This window comes from Nitrososphaerota archaeon (assembly GCA_016872055.1).
Classification (GTDB): domain Archaea; phylum Thermoproteota; class Nitrososphaeria; order Nitrososphaerales; family Nitrosopumilaceae; genus Nitrosotenuis.
The window spans coordinates 66128-84553 of record VHBH01000002.1 but is presented as its reverse complement, the minus strand read 5'-3'; the positions used below and the strand labels follow the sequence as shown (position 1 = coordinate 84553).

The 18426-nt window shown below is 41.3% G+C and carries 18 protein-coding genes; 9 read left to right on the top strand and 9 right to left on the bottom strand.

Features of this window, described 5'->3' with window-relative positions; genetic code table 11:
- Positions 1-2: 2 nt before the first annotated feature.
- From FJ354_02565 to FJ354_02555, 3 genes are read right to left on the bottom strand one after another with little or no spacing between them, the layout of a single operon-like run.
- The gene (locus FJ354_02565; GenBank protein MBM3905552.1) at positions 3-1388 is read right to left on the bottom strand and encodes a V-type ATP synthase subunit B; all 1386 of its coding nucleotides are present in this window, start codon (positions 1386-1388) and stop codon (positions 3-5) included.
- Positions 1385-3157 carry a V-type ATP synthase subunit A gene (locus FJ354_02560; protein ID MBM3905551.1) on the bottom strand — a complete coding sequence of 591 codons (1773 nt, stop codon included), beginning with the start codon at positions 3155-3157 and terminating at the stop codon, positions 1385-1387. Before FJ354_02560 ends, FJ354_02565 begins: the two co-directional genes overlap by 4 nt.
- A 5-nt stretch (positions 3158-3162) precedes the next feature.
- Positions 3163-3756 carry a V-type ATP synthase subunit E gene (locus FJ354_02555; GenBank protein ID MBM3905550.1) on the bottom strand — a complete coding sequence of 198 codons (594 nt, stop codon included), beginning with the start codon at positions 3754-3756 and terminating at the stop codon, positions 3163-3165.
- 89 nt (positions 3757-3845) lie between these two features.
- Between FJ354_02555 and FJ354_02550 the strand changes: the two genes are divergently transcribed.
- Positions 3846-5945 (top strand): ATPase, encoded by a 2100-nt coding sequence (locus tag FJ354_02550; protein ID MBM3905549.1) that lies wholly within the window; start codon positions 3846-3848, stop codon positions 5943-5945.
- Position 5946: 1 nt separating this feature from the next.
- On the opposite strand, the gene FJ354_02545 is transcribed toward FJ354_02550, so the two are convergent.
- Positions 5947-6720, bottom strand: coding sequence for a sulfurtransferase (locus FJ354_02545; protein ID MBM3905548.1), 774 nt, complete (start codon positions 6718-6720; stop codon positions 5947-5949).
- A 71-nt stretch (positions 6721-6791) separates the two neighbouring features.
- Entirely contained in the window at positions 6792-8363 is a 1572-nt protein-coding gene (locus FJ354_02540) for an ammonium transporter (protein ID MBM3905547.1), read from the bottom strand.
- Positions 8364-8484: 121 nt separating this feature from the next.
- On the opposite strand from FJ354_02540, the gene FJ354_02535 reads away from it, so the two are divergent.
- The 4 genes from FJ354_02535 (at position 8485) to FJ354_02520 (ending at position 11199) form a co-directional block, all read left to right on the top strand.
- Positions 8485-9147: a hypothetical protein gene (locus FJ354_02535; GenBank protein MBM3905546.1), complete on the top strand. Its 663-nt coding sequence runs from the start codon at positions 8485-8487 to the stop codon at positions 9145-9147.
- Positions 9148-9210: 63 nt separating this feature from the next.
- On the top strand, positions 9211-10260 hold the full coding sequence (locus tag FJ354_02530; protein MBM3905545.1) for a V-type ATPase subunit: 1050 nt from the start codon (positions 9211-9213) through the stop codon (positions 10258-10260).
- A 43-nt stretch (positions 10261-10303) separates the two neighbouring features.
- Entirely contained in the window at positions 10304-10540 is a 237-nt protein-coding gene (locus tag FJ354_02525; GenBank protein ID MBM3905544.1) for a hypothetical protein, read from the top strand.
- Between the two features lie 11 nt (positions 10541-10551).
- The gene (locus FJ354_02520) at positions 10552-11199 is read left to right on the top strand and encodes a Dna2/Cas4 domain-containing protein (protein ID MBM3905543.1); all 648 of its coding nucleotides are present in this window, start codon (positions 10552-10554) and stop codon (positions 11197-11199) included.
- Positions 11200-11732: 533 nt separating this feature from the next.
- Here the strand turns inward: FJ354_02520 and FJ354_02515 are convergent.
- Positions 11733-12278 carry a hypothetical protein gene (locus tag FJ354_02515; GenBank protein MBM3905542.1) on the bottom strand — a complete coding sequence of 182 codons (546 nt, stop codon included), beginning with the start codon at positions 12276-12278 and terminating at the stop codon, positions 11733-11735.
- 69 nt (positions 12279-12347) lie between these two features.
- Between FJ354_02515 and FJ354_02510 the strand changes: the two genes are divergently transcribed.
- Positions 12348-12698 (top strand): hypothetical protein, encoded by a 351-nt coding sequence (locus FJ354_02510; GenBank protein ID MBM3905541.1) that lies wholly within the window; start codon positions 12348-12350, stop codon positions 12696-12698.
- Here the strand turns inward: FJ354_02510 and pyrH are convergent.
- From pyrH to tmk, 3 genes are read right to left on the bottom strand one after another with little or no spacing between them, the layout of a single operon-like run.
- Positions 12693-13370, bottom strand: a complete 678-nt coding sequence (gene pyrH / locus FJ354_02505; protein ID MBM3905540.1) for a UMP kinase — start codon at positions 13368-13370, stop codon at positions 12693-12695. The genes FJ354_02510 and pyrH overlap by 6 nt on opposite strands.
- 4 nt (positions 13371-13374) lie before the next feature.
- The gene (locus FJ354_02500) at positions 13375-14580 is read right to left on the bottom strand and encodes an HD domain-containing protein (GenBank protein MBM3905539.1); all 1206 of its coding nucleotides are present in this window, start codon (positions 14578-14580) and stop codon (positions 13375-13377) included.
- Complete coding sequence (tmk, locus tag FJ354_02495) at positions 14577-15161, bottom strand: dTMP kinase (protein MBM3905538.1); 585 nt, start codon at positions 15159-15161, stop codon at positions 14577-14579. The genes FJ354_02500 and tmk overlap by 4 nt, the downstream gene beginning before the upstream one ends.
- An 816-nt stretch (positions 15162-15977) precedes the next feature.
- Between tmk and FJ354_02490 the strand changes: the two genes are divergently transcribed.
- The 3 genes from FJ354_02490 to FJ354_02480 are packed head-to-tail and all read left to right on the top strand — an operon-like array spanning position 15978 to position 18412.
- Positions 15978-16943 (top strand): phosphate/phosphite/phosphonate ABC transporter substrate-binding protein, encoded by a 966-nt coding sequence (locus FJ354_02490; GenBank protein MBM3905537.1) that lies wholly within the window; start codon positions 15978-15980, stop codon positions 16941-16943.
- Between the two features lie 7 nt (positions 16944-16950).
- On the top strand, positions 16951-17664 hold the full coding sequence (locus tag FJ354_02485; GenBank protein ID MBM3905536.1) for an ATP-binding cassette domain-containing protein: 714 nt from the start codon (positions 16951-16953) through the stop codon (positions 17662-17664).
- Complete coding sequence (locus FJ354_02480; GenBank protein MBM3905535.1) at positions 17591-18412, top strand: ABC transporter permease subunit; 822 nt, start codon at positions 17591-17593, stop codon at positions 18410-18412. The genes FJ354_02485 and FJ354_02480 overlap by 74 nt, the downstream gene beginning before the upstream one ends.
- The last annotated feature ends 14 nt before the right edge of the window (positions 18413-18426 follow it).

The following is an 18426-nucleotide window of genomic DNA, read 5'->3' as shown; positions in this document are numbered from 1 at the left end:
AACTATCGTTCCTTGTAATATTGGTCGATAAACTTGTCTTTAACTTTGGTTAGCTCGTTCTTTGGTAATAATGACACTACTTTCCACTGGAGTCCTAGTGTTTCCTCAATGGTTCGATTCTCATCCACTTCCTGTGTGAGAAATTCTTTTTCAAATCCGTCACCTACTTCGAGATATTTGAGGTCCACACCTGTGAGACCTGCTTTTCCGACAATTCCTGCCAGTGCTCGGACTTCTTGTGCACGAGAATAAGCATCATAGTTTTGATTGGAAATTTCTTGGTGGTCCCCTCTTGTTCTGCCTTCACCGATTCCGTCCTTCATGATTCGTGACAGACTCATCAAAATGTTTACTGGCGGATAAACTCCTTGTCGGAACAAGTCACGGCCCAATACAATTTGTCCCTCTGTGATGTAGCCAGTAAGGTCTGGGATTGGATGAGTGATATCGTCTGATGGCATGGTCAAAATTGGCATCTGAGTTACACTACCCTTTTTGTCTCGCAGTCTTCCAGCTCTCTCATAGATTGTGGACAGATCAGTGTAAAGATATCCAGGATAACCTTTTCTTCCCGGCACTTCTTCTCTTGCTGCACTGATTTCTCTTAGTGCTTCTGCATAGTTTGTCATGTCTGTTAGAATTACTAGTACGTGCATTCCAAGGTCATATGCTAGGTATTCTGCTACTGTTAGTGCTACTCTTGGTGTGATGATTCTCTCAATTGCAGGATCATCTGCTAGATTCAAAAATAATACACTACGTTTGAGTGCACCAGATTCTTCGAGGCTTCGTCTGAAATATTCTGCCTCTGAATATTGGACGCCGATTGCTGCAAAGACTACTGCGAATTCATCGGATGTTCCAACCACTGCTGCTTGTCTTGCAATTTGTGCTGCCAAAATATTATGTGACATGCCAGAACCGGAAAAGATTGGAAGTTTTTGGCCTCTGACTAGTGTTAACATTCCGTCAATTACTGATACACCTGTTTGAATGAAATCTCGAGGATATTCTCTTTGTTCTGGGTTCATTGGTGCGCCGTTGATGTCAATGAATTTTTCTGCGATTGGGTCTGGCAGTTCGTCGATTGGTCTGCCTAGGCCGTCAAAGACTCTACCCAAGACCTGTTCAGATACTGGCATTTCCATAACTTTGCCAGCGAACTTTGCGCTGGTTCCAGAAACTGAAAGTCCTGTTGTTCCCTCAAATACTTGAACAATTGCTTTTTTGTTTCCTACTTCGAGTACTTTTCCTAGTCTTCTCTGTCCGTCTGTAGTCTGAATTTCAACTAGCTCATCGAAAGCAACACTTTCCACTCCATCAACAATTACTAATGGTCCTTTGATCTCTGCAATTTTTGAATACTGGACTCCACCTTGTGCGCTCATGCTGAGACCTTTACTCCAGAAATGTTCTTGAATTCAGATTCTATTGCACTGGACAGTGCATCCAGTTTTGCAAGTTCGTCTTCTTTTACTTCCATTCTTGCTTTGAGCAGTGTTGCAATTACTGGCATTGCTCTAATGTCTGCAAGTGATGCACCCTCCCTAAGTGCGGCTTGGCCTTTTCTGTAAAAGTCAACTATTAGTGTTAAGAGCTTGAATTGTTTTTGTGGACTGCAGTAGGTGTCTACATCATCAAAAGAGTTTTGCTGCAGAATTCCAATCTTCGCCATTCTTGCTACTTCGAGAATTAGTTTTTCCTCGTCTGGCAGTGCTTCAGGACCTAAGAGTCTGACAATTTCTTTTAGTGTATCTTCTCTTTGGAGGATTCCATATGCTTCACGTCTTAGCTCAAACCAGTCCTTTGATACATTATCTCCCCACCATTTTCCAATGTCTGCTAAATATCCAGAATAGCTGTTCATCCAGTTAATTGATGGATAGTGACGCGAGTATGCTAGTTTTGCATCTAGTGCCCAGAAAGTTTTGATGAATCTCATTGTATGTGTAGTGACAGGTTCTGTAAAGTCTCCACCAGATGGAGATACTGCACCAATCAGAGTAACAGAGCCGTCCCTGTCTGGGCTTCCTTGTGCTCGGACACGTCCTGCTCTTTCGTAAAATTCTGCTAATCTAGATGCTAGATATGATGGATAGCCTTCTTCTGCTGGCATTTCTTCGAGTCTTCCACTCATCTCTCTTAGCGCTTCTGCCCATCTTGATGTGGAATCTGCTACAAGGACAACGTCCTTGCCCATGTCTCGATAATATTCAGCAATTGTTACTCCGGTGTAGATGCTTGCCTCTCTTGCAGCCACTGGCATGTTACTGGTGTTTGCGACAAGGACAGTTCTGTCCATGAGTGGTTTTCCGGTTCTTGGGTCTTTGAGGTGTGGAAATTCAACAAGTACTTCGGTCATTTCGTTTCCTCGCTCTCCGCATCCTATATACACAACAACTTGAGAGTCTGCCCACTTTGCAATTTGGTGCAGTGTTACGGTTTTTCCAGTACCAAATGCTCCAGGAATTGAACCTGTTCCGCCCTTTGCAATTGGAAAGAACGTATCAATTACTCTTTGACCAGTCAGTAGTGGGATGGTTGGATCGTATCTTGATTTGTACGGTCTTGGCTTTCTTACTGGCCAGTAATGATACATCTTAATCGGTGTCTTGCCATTATCAGTAGTTGCAAGTTCTGTTTCTAAATCATAAGTGCCTTCGCTAACAATCTTTGTAATTTTGCCTCCAGCATGGTCTGGCGGAACCATTATACCATGTTCGATTAGGTCGGTTTCCTGCACAGAGCCAATTATACTTCCTGGCTGCACAGTGTCTCCTACTTTGACTTTTGGTGTAAACTTGTATTTTTTATTCATATCAACTGGGGTGGTGGTAATTCCTCTGCCAATAAAAGAGCCAGATTTTTCTGCTAGATCTTTTAGCGGCCTCTGGATTCCATCGTAGATTTGGCCAATGATACCTGGACCTAGCAAAACGCTAAGTGGATTACCAGTACCTACTACTGGTTCGCCCGGTTTTAGGCCGCTGGTTGATTCGTAAACTTGGATAAATGCTACATCTCCTGTAAGACGAATTACTTCGCCGATTAGTTTTGCATCGCCGACAGAAACTGTCTCGTACATTTTTGCATCAGACATGCCGTCTGCTTTTACTGCAGGACCACTAACCCAAACAATTCTACCCTTTGCTACCATTCCTTTTACCTTCCGAATTTTGATGCAATATCTTTCCTTATTAAAGGCTTCATGCGATCGATTCTCGAATCGATCGTGTTATCAAATTTAGTGAGACCGTCCTTTGTTTTCGCCAAGACTCCTCCGAGGCACTCGATTGTATTTTCGGACAGTGTTGCGCCGGAGAATTTGGCTAGTGTTGATTTTACAACGTCGCTGTCTTTCTTGCTTGTCTGAACAACAATGTTTGATGTTCCCAAAACATCAACAGATTCCTGTATTAATTTTGTAATTAATTTTGAATAAGATGCTCCATGGCTTGACTCTTTGATTTTTTCAATGGCCTTATGGAATACTTTTTGGACGGATTCTTCGACTAGGACAAGTTGTGCGTTTCTCGCACTGAGATCTGCGTTTCCGATGATTTGTTTTTCCAGTTTTTCCGCCTCTTTTTTGCCCTCTGCAAGGATGTTTTCATATTCTTGCTCCAAGACAGACTGGTTAGAATCTAGGGTGTGCTGTGCTTCTGAGAGTGATTTTTTGAGGCTGTTTACGATCTCATTTTCTGCCTCGGTTAGGACTTTGTCGATTGTTTTGTCTAAGTTTTGTCCAGAAGACATAGTAGGATTTTTCTATAAATTGGATTTTAATGTTTGTGATCTGCTTCCTTGGAAAGATTTTAAAAACGACTTTTGGGCAGATAATTGTCTTGGTAGTAGCCGATCTAATTTTAGGAAGTGTAATTTTGCCTAGATCCGAGTCGCCAAAAGCGGTTTCGCGGTTGGCCGAATTTGAGTGGTTTCACAAAATAGATTCTGAAAATGATGTGGTGACACCAGAAATAGACGACCTTTTGCTAAGAGCGCAGAAAATTTACCAGTCAGTTGATGATATTGTCAAGGAGCTGCAAGTTCCGCCAATTGTGGGAATTTTAGAGATCCTCTTCAAGGGAACGGTGATCAAAAAGAAGGAATACGAGCTGGATGATATCGAAAATCTCCTAAATGATTTGGAAAAGTCCAGCCCTAGTGTAATTGACTCTCCGAGGTCTCTCCTCGAGGAACATGCCGAGCTCACAAAATCTCTTACTGAATACAGCACATTAAAGGAGACGCTAGAGGTTCTCAGAAACCTAAATGTGGACTTATCAGGCCTGGGCACAATGAAGTACTTTAACACAAATCTCTTCATAATAGAATCATCAGACTATAACGAAATAGCAAAATCACTTGACGGAGTAACGCTATACAAGTATGATCTTGCAAGCAAGGACAAGGCGGGAGTCATTGTCATTTCAACAGTGCAAGACACCGACAAGGTTTTTAGAATATTTAGAAGTTTTAACACAAATCCATTTACAATTCCTGCGGCTTTCCCACAAGTTCCAAGCCATGCATATTCTTTGGCAGATTCAAAGATTAGAGAACTGGAAAAGAAAATTTCCGCATTAGACAAGCAAATTGCTACAGTCAAAGTAAAGAGTAGAAGAGACCTGCTCTCATTGCACGAAAAGGCAAGAATTGCAAAGGAAATTCTGGAAACCCTGCGCAAGCCAGCAGGAACAAAGAGGTTTGCCGCAATTCAGGGCTACATTCCAAGATCGATGGAAGGCAAATTCAAAGAAATCACCAAACAATGGATGTCAGTTATTGAGGAAATCAGGGATCCAAAGACAATCCAAGGTACGCCGACACTATTTCAGAATCCAAGATGGGTCAAGACCTTCGAGGTAATCACGCAGAGTCAGGGGATTCCAAAGAGAGGGGAGGTAGACCCAACACCGCTGATCTCGATTATGTGGCCAATATTCTACGGGATAATGTTCGCAGACGCAGGCCATGGTATTTTGCTCATGTTAATGGGATTATTATTCAAGATTAAAGGGCAGGGAGTCCTTTCCAGATGGGGTATGCTAATTGCAATCTCCGGTGCATCGTCTGCCATTGCCGGCGTAGGCGCAGGAGAGGCGTTTGGTTTCCATCTTGATCACCTAAGTCCATTTGAGGGACTGTTAGAAGAAGGCGGACCACTACATTCTGTGTCATGGCTGGTTGGAATTCTAAGCGTTGCAGAGCTGAACTTTGAGCAAGTCATCAACATACTCAAGGTTTCGATATTTCTTGGAATAATTCACTTAGTTCTGGCATTCATCTTGCACATTAGAAAACTCTACAAGTCAGGCAACAAGCTTACTGCATATTTGGAAGCAGTTCCTAACTTAACAATGTACGGTGGAATTGTAGTAATCATGATGTGCGCAATAGGCGCCAACTATGACGTCATGAACATGTATTCTCGCTCGCACACCGAAGTTGTCCCATGGGTTACAATTTTCCTAGGAGATTGGGCACAAGTTTGGATCATCACAAGAATTGCGGCAATCGTAGTCATAGGCTCTATTGGGGCAATGATGGTTGGCGGAATCTTGCATGCAAAACACCACCCAGAAGACGGTGGAAGTCCAGCTAACGTACTCATGGAAGTATTGCTTGGAAAGACAGTAGAATGTCTTGCACACACAATCAGTTATGCACGAATCGGAATCATGCTGCTTGTGCACGCAGCACTTTTACTTACTGTGAATAATTCATTCAATTCTATGGGAGGTTGGTCATCACCCGGAGCAATAGCACTAATTGTTGGCGGAAACTTGGGAATTATGATGATTGAAGGACTAATTGTGTACATCCAGTCCTTGAGATTGCACTTGTACGAATTCTTTACCAAGTGGTATGATGGAGGCGCTCAGCCATTCAAGCAAATTGTGCCAGAATTACTCTACAACCAGCTAATCTGGAAGAAAAAATAACTTACTCTACTGGCAATTCGGTTCTGTTTGACCATTCGCCCCAAGAGCCAAGATAAACTTTGATTTTCGTAAAACCGAGTTTTTTTAGAGCCAAAAATGAATTTGCTGCTCTATATGCACCCTGACAATACGTGATGATTTGCTCATCTTTTGGAATTTTGTATAGTTCTTCCAGCTGTTTTTCATTTTTTATTGTGCCATCTTCAGAGATGTTTGCAGAAAAATCAATATTGATTGCTCCAGGAATGTGGCCACGCCTTGCGCCACGAATAACATCACCCGTGAATTCTTCTTTGGTGCGCGCATCAATTAGTATAGACTGGCCAATGTTTTGCATTACATGTTCATAGTCTGCAATGATTTGCAGATTTGGCTTGCCATCAAAGTTTGATGGAGAAAATCCATTTGTTTTTGTTTCTAGTTCAAATCCGTCTGCTTGCCATTTTTTTATTCCACCATCAAGCATGAAGACATTTTGGTGTGAAAAATACATCAGCATCCAAACACCACGTGCTGCAAGCATTCCAGAGACATCATCATAGAATATTATTTTCTTTGAGAGGGTTACACCAACAAACGAAAAAAGTTTTTTTGTTTGCTCGTTGAAAATATGCATTCCCTGCGGTGTTGTGTCAAACCAGTGATACGCAAATAGGTCCAGATTCACTGCACCGGGAATATGTCCCTGTGAATATTCTTTGTAAGAACGTGCATCAATTAGAATCAGATTTTGGTTTTGTAATTCTTTTGCCAGATCTGCAGCCGATATTAACACAGCTCAGCTAAATCCAATATCCATTAAATCTATTTTGAAAACAAAAGGAAAAGAGAGGGTTTTTGAGTTTTTTACTCGTTTACGTATGCTCTTTCGCCGTGCTGGGCTAGATCTAATCCGATTTCTTCCTCTTTTGGAGTGACTCGAATTCCGCCTGGCCATACTGCATCCATTACTTTTAGGATGACAATAGTTACGCCAAACGCATAGCCTGCCGATATCAGAGCGCCCATTATGTTGATAGCTTGTTGCTCATAGCCTTCTGGTGTTCCAGTCCATGCGCCAATTCCAAAACCTGTATCCCAGATGTGTGGGCTTGCAAGGGTTCCGGTCAAAACTGCGCCTGTGAAACCACCCATTCCGTGTATTCCCCAAACGTCGAGTGCATCGTCCCATTTGCGAGAGTTCTTGAATGAAACACAACCATAACAAACAGTTCCTGCTGCAATACCAATGATCAATGCTGCCATTGGTCCAACAAAACCGGCTGCCGGTGTGATAGTGACTAGTCCTGCAACTGCACCTGATGCTGTACCGACAACACTTGGCTTACCCGTGTGGGCCCATGCCATTAACATCCATGTTAGTGCTGCCATACCTGTTGCGGTGTTTGTTACAACCCATGCTGATGTTGCAATTCCGTCTGCTGCTAGTCCAGAACCTCCGTTGAATCCAAACCAACCAAACCAGAGCATACCTGTTCCTAGGACAACCATTGGAATGTTGTGTGGTTCCATTGGAACCTTGCCATATCCAAGTCGTCTTCCCAAGACTAGGGCTCCAGCCAAAGCTGAGAATCCAGAGGTAATGTGAACTACAGTACCACCTGCATAGTCAAGTGCCACCGCCGGCGCCAAATCAGGATTCATGTCTAGCTTGCCTGCAAAGATGAAACCTCCGCCCCAAACCCAGTGTGCTACTGGATCATAGACAAAGGTTGCCCATAGCAGGATAAAGACAACGAATGCGCTGAACTTGATTCTGTCAATAATACCGCCTATGACTAGTGCTGGAGTGATGATTGCGAAAGTTGCTTGGAATATTGCAAAGAGTTGGTGCGGAATTGTTCCAGGCCAAATTGCGCTACATTTTACATCCGAGCTTACAACATATGGCGACCTCAGAGTATAGTAAACTTGGTCAGTACACGCTGCTGGTGAACCCAGAGGTGCAACGTGAGATACTTTGTTGAATCCAACATAATCTAGTGAACCCATGTATAGGTTTGAATCTTGGTTCACTGGACCAAACGCTAGAGAGTATCCCCACAACACCCATTGTACTGAGATTAGACCCATTACAACTAGTGTCATGCCTAGTACGTTTACCATGTTCTTTGATCTTGCCAGACCGCCGTAGAAGAATGCAACACCTGGGGTCATGAATAAGACCAATGATGTTGCAGTTAGTATCCAAGCGGTGTCGCCGTTGTCGATCATGCATGGGGCAAATGTTCCAGAGCCTGGTTCTGTTTCATACCAGCACTCTGCTGGGTTACCAGTATCAATACCGGTACCTCTGACTAGATAGCCATCCATGCCATCATCGATCTGTTGTGCATAAGCTGTCGACAGTACGCCTGTCGAAGTTGCGGCAACTGCTATCACAAGTAATAGAGCATACTTGTGATTCCTGTTCTTCATTGGTGGTTTGAAAGGTGAAAATTATTTAAGCGTAGAGAAGTTTTAGGCTCAAAAAATGTAAATTGTTAAATAGATTAATTTTATGATAATATCATAAAATCAAAGGATTATGTTATAAAGTATGGCTAAGATGGAACCAAAACTAGGGATATTTGAGACATTCAAGACAAAAAAAGGAGAACTTACTGGCGAGGCAACAAGACAGCGAGCAATCATAGCCATATTGGCAATAGAAAACAATCCGGCTCAAATGACGCGAACTGCCATAGCCCAAAGAATTGCAAAAGAAAACAATACAGTTTGGAAGAACATCTATTCCGGCATATTTCGCGACCTTGATGAAATTCTGATTCCGCTAAACATAGTGGAAGAGGTTGGGCGATTGCCACTGAGGCGCGGCCCAAAGGCATTGCAGGAAAAAGGAATTCCATTTTACCGACTTACGCAACGAGGAATGTTAATAGCAATTTCACTTGATGAGATAATAGGTCGTGAGAAGATCCTAGAGAAATTTTTTGTCCAGTCCAAAATAGATGGAGAGTTCAGCGATGAAATCCAGATACTGGCAAAATTTGCACCAAGATTTGTCTATTCCTTGTTTAGAAGCTATGTCAAGGCATTTTGTGACGGCAAGTTCTCGGATTTGTTTCCCTTTGAGAAAGTACGATTCATGGCAGTCTCTGATGAGGTAATTTTGATCCAAAAAGAGTTCCTAGAGTCATTTATGAACATGCCAAAGCAGCAAAAGGAAAAAACACTATCATTCCTCAAAGAAATTCACTGATCGGTAAAAAATTACAAAAAAACAGCTCCAAACATTAAAATCCATTACACAGGGGGCAAAAATATGGGCTTTAGTAAGTCTAAACGAGTTTATGCCACAGTAAAGTCATTTAGCCAGAGAGGCAAGCTACTATCAAAGGCAGAACTGCAGACTCTGGCAGAATCCAGAGATCTGGATGAGCTGATCACTAGAATAAAGAACACAAAATATGCAGACTCTGTATCCAAGGTAACAAAGTCATACACAGCAGCAAAAATAGAGTCTGCCCTCAGAAGCAAGCTGGCAGACATTCATTATTCGATTGCCAAGACTGCCGGCGACTCGGACATTTTAGATGTATACTACTTGAAATTCATAATTTCCAACCTCAAGATGATTCTCAAGGGAAAGGCGTTAGGTAAGACCCAAGAGGAAATAGAGCCATACCTGAACTTGCATGCAGAAGAGCTGATCAAGCAAAGGGATGTGGTGGTAAAGTCCCTAGTTGCCAAAGACCTCGAAGAAGCAGTAGCAAGCCTTGCAACGATCGAGTTTGGCGAGGAGACTGCGAGGGCAGTTGCAATTTACAATGACAAAAAGAACATTCAGGTGTTTGATGTGTTCTTGGATAAGATTTTGTACAAACAATTAGGCAAGGCAATTAAGAACTCGAAAGATAAGGATCTCATAAAGTTAGTCGGGATGGATATTGACTTTTACAATGTCATGAGCATACTTCGAGGCAAGTTCTGGAACATTGATGAAGAACAAATCAAGGACCTGATTGTAACACACACATCATCTGTGCCAAGAGATCTAATTGGAAAAATGATTTCAGCAGATTCTGTCAGGGGAGTAATGGACGAGCTTGCAGCTAGTAGATACCGGAACCTGATTCCCCAAACCGAAAACGAACTGGATGTAGTGTCTGAACTTGAGCACAACTTTGAGATGGCCATATTTCGTGCAGTGAACCGATCTTTTACAAAGATGTTCAAGTTTTCAACAATTGTCGGAATTACAAAGTTGACTGCATATGAGGTTAGAAATATTGCTGCAATTGCATTTGCCGTGGAGCAGAAAATAGACGCCCAGACAATAATGGCCCGCCTCATAACAGAGCAGGAAAAATAGTCTTTTTTCAAGACATATATTGAAAGAGGAGCCAAGCCTACCATTGATTCGACTGAACAAAAAAAAGCAAGACATTAGCATTGAAACCCAAGTCAATACAGTTTGGGTCAGTACATTTTTGGCACTGGCTTTGACAATTCCGGCTTTGGCGGTATTTTTGGGAATTTATTTTGGTACTGGAAATTTGGCAATAGGGGCAATAGTTGGGTTTGGCCTGCATTTTTTTACATTAGCATTCTCTGATAGAATATCCAAAAAACTCACTGGGATTCTAAGTTAGGTGATAATACCATGATGGGTGATAAAGACTACAAGCAGACTATCAATTCAGCACTTGATGTAATAGCAAAAGAATCAATACAGCAAATCTCAGAACCTGCCAATAAAAACGAGATATTTTTACACGAAGTTACACGCTGCATGAGAAGATCTTATTTTGATAGATTTGATGCAATGAAGACACTTGGAAAGGAGTTTGACCGAGTTCTAGGAGGATTGATTCGCAAGCTTCCCTATGGCGCCAAGCTTGGTGAATTTGCTATAGATGAGATTAGGCTCAAAGGACAAGCAGATATGATAGTAGATGACATTGTCATAATATTCAAGACAGTAAAAGAGTCACCGGAAAACCCAAGCGCATCTGATGTTTTGTATTTGAATGGTTGCATGTGGATTTTTGATAAAATTGAAGGCGTCATTGTATACATGACTGGTGATGGGATGGAGACCTCGTTTGCATTGTATCGAGAAAAGAAAATGTTTGAAGAAGTGATTCGACGAGTCCGTGTCTTTTCTAATTTGATTTCTGACAAAAAAGTTCCAATTCTGGAGCCGTCTACAGAATGTTCAAGCTGCCAATATTATGAGCGCTGTTACATCAAAAAGCGTGAAGGAAAACAGATAACAATTTCTGAATTGTTCGGTTCTAAAAATAAGTAAAAAAAGATCTATTGATCTTATTCTAGTGACTCTTTGTGTCCCTTGCCGCGCAGTGCGAATAACACAACTGCTAGAGCAATAAAGACGCCTACTACTGAGCCAAATGCTGCTAGACTTGCTTCTGCCATTTGCTTGGAATCTGAGCTCAAATCTTATATAATTTTGCCAAAAATTTTTTCATAAAGGCAAAATATCATAATTTTTGAATTTTATGATACTATTTGCCTTCCCTTTAGTTCTGCAATGGTAGAGTCGAGCTCGTCAAGCTCCTGGCTGAAGAGTTTATCATTTCTCGCAGGAGCAGTTTTTGTTATTTGGCTTCCATGCATTCTCCCTTTTGTTGGATGATTATTTTTTCAGGTTGGGAAATCTTTTGGCTTAGCTTTGGAGTGTTGCCTTTTACCGGTCAAGGTTTTTGCCAAATTTAGTAGAAATTCCGGAGCGTGTGCTGGATTATTTACAGAATACGATCTTAGATTAGCTTGATTGTTGCATAGTCATACTAAAGGTATGTTCTTCTAAAGTAAAATATCCTATGGAACAAACTCAAATGGAATAACGTTTTCGTGTCCCGAAGTCATTGAGCTTAGGTTAAAGTTGGCCTCGCCAATTATTTTCCATGACACAGAGTTGTTTTGCAGTGCAGACCAGAATTCAGGGTCGTTTCCTGTGTTCTTGATTATGATTGTCTCTCCGATTATCTGTGGTGCTGTATTAAGGATTGTGTAATAATTAGAGCCGAGTATTGCGCCTTCCGGCCTATCTCCAATTTGTGCAATTGTTACTCGCTTGTCTCCAGCATACAGATCAAACTTGATTACCTGGAGCATGACGGACTTGAAGTTCGGATTTGTTATTATAAAGTCGACTTCGATCTGTGCCTCTTCTTCTGTGACCGACAATACCTCTAGCTTGGCGAGCTCAACCTGGATTGGCTGAACGGTGATCGGGTCTGGAGATAGTGTTCCTAGGCCTCCCTTTGTGACATCATTGAAAATTTGCGAGCCGGAAAATGCAACTATTCCTAGTGCGCCTGCCAGAACACCAACAATTATTCCAAGCAAAACTTTTGAATTCAACGATTTGATTTGAAGAAAATCCTGTCATAAATGTTAGCAATTAAATTCTCAATGCTGTACCAATACACAATGCAGTATTTCCAAGCAGTAAGAATTGGAAAAGAGCGCGCTAGCAAATCCCAGATGATCCTCTTTAATTTGGGAGGATTTGCGATGCTTACACTCACCACAAAGAAACAGGATGGAGTCTTTGTGCCTGTGGGCGAACAGAACTATACTGCGATAATACAGACTTCCGACGGATATGTCACAATTCTAGTTGATGAAGACGGATACACAAAGGCTCAGTCAAAGCCATTACAAAAAGAAGAGGCATTGAATATTTTCAAAAAGGCGCGAGAATATGGAATTGAGGAATATTCAGGAAGTACTGTTGAGATTTGGACAGAGAGGTATAACGCAGTCCAAAAAGAACTATAGTGCGATTTCTGTGCCGACTGCTTGGCCACGGATTGCCTTTTCTATAGTTGGAATTTCGGCTTTGATTACGCGCGTCTTGATTTTAGAGCGCTCTATTACCTTGAGGGCGACAATATCCATTAGGTCATAACCACCTGCAATGGAGTCCTCCTTTACTAAAAGACTACGAAGGGATTTCAGCTCAATTTTTTTGAATTTTTTTGCCTTGGGGTTTTTGTTTGGATCGGAATCGTAAATTCCGTCAACATCTGTTGCGTTGAGAAACTCTGATGCTTGGATTTTTTCTGCTATTAGGGCGGCAGTTCCATTTGTGCTTTGTCCTGGATGAAGACCGCCTGCCACAACAATTAAGCCTGAATCAACTGCATGTCTTGTTTCCGCAAGTGTTGTTGGTGGATGTGGGTATGCCTTGCCACCAAGGGCATAGATGAGCAGTTTAGCGTTTAGCCTTGATACCTCAATTCCCAGCTCGTCCAGTGTGGATTCGTCTGCGCCAGAAGATCTTGCATGTAAAATGTAATGTCGCGCAATTTTACCTCCACCAGCAATTACTATGGGTTGACAAACTTTGCTCATTTTTACTAGAAACGTTGCGTAATCCTTGAGTAGCTTTTCGTTATTGTCCATGCCAAAGATTCTGCCGGATAATTTTAGGACGATTCTTTTTTTCATTGTATCAATTAAGGATCGATTTTGCTGCCATTTCAACTTTTTTTCTGTTGGATTGTGACGTATAGACCCGCAAAATATTCATAGATTCGGTCATCGACGACACTACTGGGATTTTGGAAAATGGGATTTCTATTGGTTTTTTGGGAGTGATTAGAGTTATTGATTTTGTTTTTTCCTTGGCAGGAGTGAGGGGTAGTGAGGATGTGCCAGAGGTATCGACAAAGATTTCATCTAGGCCTAACTTTGATTTTTTTGCTATTTGCACCCTAATTTGCTCAGAGTTATGGGATTTTTTTGTCATGATTTTTTCGTATACGCACTTGAGCAACCTTCTGTTCTGGTAATCCGAGGCAAATTTCTTTGCCCGCCTCTGCTCTTTGTTATCACCAAGTGAGAGAATTTTGGATATTACGAATTCGTCTGTGAGCTGTGTGTAAATGTTCAAGTCCAAGTCGGTAAAATTGCAATATTCATCGGCTAACCTGATTGACTCTAACATCATTACCTCGGCTGAGCGGACTGTTTTGTGGAAATAGACTGCCTTGAACATTTGATATCTGGACAAAATCATAGACTCAAAAGAGTACAGTGCGGATTTTGCCAGTGCTAGCTTGGTTTTGTAGACATCCATAGACTGGATTATTCTTTTGTGATCGATTTTTGCGTGCTCGGCTCCTGTGAAATATCCGTCTCGCTGCAAATAATCCATCATGTCTGCAGAAAGTGAACCAGAGATAATTTCATTTACAAATCGGTATTTTGGATAACCAAATGCGAGTTTAGTTATTTTCTTTTTGTCATAGTTTGCTTTGGATAAAATGTCACCAATTTCTGAACCTTGGATGATTTTTTTGCCGATTTCTTCATGTGAAATTTTCTTTTTTATTTCTAATACTTCTTCAAATAGATGCGAGAATGGACCATGGCCTACATCATGGAGCAGTGCAGCTAGACGAATTTCTGCGATTTGATCTGATTTTAGAAATCCTTTCTCTTTGAGTGCAGTAGCGGCTTGGCCTGCAATGTGCATTACACCAAGCGAGTGCTCGAATCTGGAATGTTGTGCTGATGGGTATGTGAGGTGCGCACCTGAGAGCTGTCGTATTCTTCGCAGCCTTTGGAATATTGGTGAGTCGATGATTTTGAGCTCAGTCTCATAAACTCTGATGAAATCGTGAATTGGATCTACTATGTCGAGGAATTGCTTCATAGTTTTGCTAGCTTTTTTGATAGTATTTTCATGATGTCAGCATGGACTTGGTTCTTTGGTTGTGAGGCATTAACTATGCTCCAGTGGTATTTTTTTGCCAGTTTTCGGTATGTATATGAGATTGTTTTGAGAAACTGAGCATTTTTTTCAAACTTGTCGCGATTTGCTTTCTTACGGGAAAATGATTCTTTTTGCGATACATCCAGTACTATCACCAAGTCTGCCTTTGGCAGGCCTTCGTCTAGTCCTTCTAGCCAAGACAGCGACATATGGTTTGTCACGCCATATACCAGGTTTGACTGGTAGTATCTGTTCATGATAAGAACTGAGTTTTGTGACTGGGCAGTCTTGATTTGATCAAGCTTTTCCCATCTATTTGCGGCCAAAAGACAATGGATTACTTGGGGTGGGAATTTTCTTTTCCCATGCAGAAATCCGTTGATTTCTTTTCCTAGTGGCGTGGTATAATCTGGAAAGCTAAAAGTCTTTGTTTTGATTTTACTTTTTTTGAGGGCTTGGGCCAAAAGCTCCGTCTGGGTTTTTTTTCCTGCCTGATCGCTTCCCTCAATTGCAATAATCATAACGTATTGGGATTTGTTGTAGTAATTAAAAATCTATCATAAAAATAAATAAAAGACCAGTTTACTGGTATGGTTTTTTGTTTTCTACCATGATTTATTCGTATGAAGTATTTACTATCTCATATCCACCGCATGTGAAGGTATATTGTTCTAGTACTGCAAATGCATCTTTGCCAGTGAAACTTTCTGCGTTGTCAAAGTCTTTAGTTACTTAATAATTTGTGATAAACCATCTGTCATGCACATTTTAGATTAGAGTTTATTGTCCTTGTACTAGAACCACAATAACACTAAACTCCCATTGAGAATTCCAGGATTAGCTCTGTTTGTTCGTTCTAGTGTAATCTCTAATGTTTTGTGCAAATATTGTGTATCGCCAATCACTTTTTACAAATAATTTCTGGCAATGTGTCTCTTCCTTGTTACCAAATCCAGAGATTCGAAAGAACAGTTGAAAGTCATGAGTCATCGTGGCATCATTGAAAGCGAATGTATCTACTGTGTAGGAGTCTTCTGCAGATGGATACATCTCGTTTCCTTTCGGTGCATCAGCTACTGTGATTTTATCTATCTTCGATATCCTACAACCAGTAAGATTGACGCTATTGCAAGTGCAAAAATTACAGTTATTGCGGTTAATTTGCTGTTAATTGGATCAGAATCCACTCAATTTAATAATAAACCGACCAAAGAATTCGACAAAGTATTACAAAAGTAGATTTCAGATTTGTGTTTTATTAGATATGTTATCGCATCATAATATACAAACGTAGAATGATTGAGCAGATTAAATATTGACTAGAGAAAATTTTTAACATGAATAAGATCTATGCCATAATTCCGATTGTTTTGGCAATAGGTGCAGGTATTGGATATGGGGTCTTTGCAAGTATAGGAAATGCTCAAAGTGTGGAAACTATGCCAACACAAACCAAAGTTGTCACACTTGCAATCCAACCCACAGCACAAGCAAGCGATATAGAATCACAAGCAAAAGATCTTGAATTATTCTTAGAACAAAAGACAGGCTATGATGTACAGATTTACGTTCCAACATCATACGCAGGAGTCGTTGAGGCTTTGCGATTTGGAAAAGCAGACATAGCGTTTATGAGCGCATGGCCATCATATCTAGCAGTTCAAAAGGCAGGCGCAACATTAGAGCTTGCCGAAGTAAGAGAAGTTGTCATAGATAACACACTAACAGCAGAGACATACTACTATTCTTATTGGGTTGTACCAAAGGATTCACCATATAATACACTTGAAGACTTGAGAGGAAAAAGTGCTGCATTTCCCAGCCCACTCTCCACATCAGGTTATGTTACTCCAATGAAAACATTAGTTGAGATGGGTCTTGTAACAGCTGAAGAAGGAAGAGAAATCGATCCAAAATCATACTTTTCAGATGTTATCTTCGCAGGTGGATACGGCCAAGCATGGGAGGCACTCAAAAACAATCGAGTCGATGTGAGCATAATCGCAGGCGATGTAAATGAAAAGCTATACCGCGAAGTACAAGACGGCACAAAGGTAATTCACGAGCAGGGCCCCATACCATCACATGGTGTTGTTTTCAGCAAAGAAATGGACTCCGAAGCAAAAGCAAAGATGAAGTCAGCATTGCTTGAGATTGGAGAGGATGAGATCACTAAACAGATCATGAGGAAGCTTGTTTCTGCGATTTTTGTGAAATTTGAGGAAACCACTTCTGACGAGCATCTTGGTAATCTACAAAGCGCACTAGAAATGACAGGTTTGAAATATACAGAGAAAATGTGAGAAAATCATGGACGCCATCAGTCTGAGCTCGATTCGACTGACCATAAATGAAAAAAAAATACTAGACAACCTAACCGTGAGCATTCCGCAGGGAAATGCAGTTACAATAATGGGCCCAAATGGGGCTGGCAAGACAACATTATTGCGCGTTGCTTCCGGTCTTGTACGACCTACTTCGGGTGAGATTCATCTATTTGGAAAAAAATTTGACAAAAATCAAAGGTTGCTTGGATATATTCCCCAAAACTTGGGATTGGTAGGCGAGCTTGATGTATTTACAAATGTAATGATGGGTGCACTTCGAAGAATGCCCAGGTGGCGGGCAATTACTGGCACATACACAAAGGACACAATTTCAGAGGCATATTCACTCATGTATGACCTAAAGATTTCCCACCTAAAGGACACCAAGGTCAAAAAGTTGAGTGGTGGCGAAAAACAACGAGTCGCAATTGCAAGAACATTGATACAAAAACCATCAATAATTCTGGCAGACGAAATGACTGCAAGTCTTGATTTTAAGGCAGCAGTCACAGTAATGGACATTTTTACAGAGATCAAAGAGAAAATGGGCATTACACTGTTAATGACGCATCATAATCCGGAAATCGCAAAAATGTACAGCGACAACGTTTTGATTTTGATAAATGGGAAAATTGAAAAAAATATCCCCTCAAAAGAAATCACAAAAGAAACGGCGGAGCATCTCTATGAAACCTAGTCGTTTTCAATATACATGGATAGCCATTGTCTTAATCATAATTGGAAGCTCGATTCATTTGGGCTTTAATCCACTTTCAATAATCAAGGACACTGGAAACTCTGTCGTAATAGTTGAGGAATTGTTGGAATTTGATTTTAGTGTCGGCGAGAAGGTGTTGTGGTCCCTAATTGAAACACTAGAGATGGCTTTGATCGGTTCCAGTATTGGGTTTGTACTCTCAATTCCGGCTGCACTACTTGCGGCAAGAAATATTTCCCCTTCCTATGTGAGTGCGGCATTTAGGGGTCTTTTGGGCATACTATGGTCGATACCACCCTTGTTGTGGGCAATTCTGCTTGTAGTAATAGTGGGCCTGGGCCCAACTGCGGGAATATTGGCAATATCACTATACATCATGGGCTTGAGCGGCAAGTACCTATATGAAATCTATGAATCACAAAATGTGTCGTCATATGATGCCATGCATGTAATTGGGGCAACAAGAATGCAAATTGCTAGATTCGTGACTATTCCAGAGGCGCTTCCACATATGGGAAACCAATACTTATTTTTGCTATCATACAGCGTGAGGGAGTCATCGATTCTTGGTCTGGTTGGCGCTGGCGGAATTGGATTTTACATAATACATCATCTGGAGAGCCTCAACTATGGAAAGGCTGCCCCATTCATTCTTGCGATACTCGCTGTTACTCTTGCCATGGATTATGCAAGCACAAAACTGAGAAAGAAACTTGTCCACAACTAGGCACATAACGCATA